Source organism: Ralstonia sp. VS2407 (assembly GCF_052950655.1).
The window spans coordinates 1-831 of record NZ_JBRFVG010000042.1; the positions used below are offsets into that span (position 1 = coordinate 1).

The following is an 831-nucleotide window of genomic DNA, read 5'->3' on the forward strand; positions in this document are numbered from 1 at the left end:
TCCTTGGCCACATTCGTTCGTTGTATAAGGCGTCACCGGTGACGAACCACCCCAAATTGATGAACAGCCTGTTGCGTTAGCAATCATCATTCGATCACCAAATAATTGCGTCAACAACTTAATATAAGGTGTTTCGCCACAGCCTTCACAAGCACCTGAAAATTCCATCAATGGCTGGTTAAATTGGGAACCTTTAACAGAAAGTTTTTTGACTGGGTTGGCTTTTTGTTTAAGAGTCATCGCAAAGGCCCAATTCATCGCTTGCTCTTTCTGAGTTTCATAAGGTTTCATTAAAATCGCCTTGTCTTTCACGGGACATGCCTGAACACAAAGACCACAACCTGTACAGTCTTCTAAAGAAACTTGGATACGATACATCAACCCATCTGTGCCACGCATTTCGCGCATGGCAAAACCTGCAGGTGCTTCTTTCAGTTCTTCTTCATCCGCTAAAAACGGTCGAATAGCCGCATGTGGACAAACAAAGGCACATTCATTACACATCGTACACTTATCCATTTGCCACTCAGGCACTTCTAACGCAATGCCACGTTTTTCATAAGCCGCAGTGCCCATAGGAATGGCACCGCCCTTCATTCCGTTTTCAATCAAATCTGAAACGGTCAGCTGATCCCCTTCTTGACGATTGATTGGTTCTAAAATATTTGTCACAAAAGCTGGAGCTTCCGACTCTTGATTTTCTGGCTCTAAAACAATGGTTGCCCAATCTTCTGGAACTACAATTTCTTGCAGCGATTCAAAGGTAGCATCAATCGCTTGGTAATTTTTTTCAACAATTTCCATTGATTTTTTTCCATAAGTCTTTTTCAC

The 831-nt window shown here is 42.5% G+C and carries 1 protein-coding gene; it reads right to left on the reverse strand.

Annotated features, from left to right (window positions below):
• Positions 1 to 804 (reverse strand): 4Fe-4S binding protein (locus tag ACU8YE_RS23685; protein WP_446929772.1); only part of this gene is annotated, 804 nt, incomplete at its 3' end.
• Positions 805 to 831: the final 27 nt, after the last annotated feature.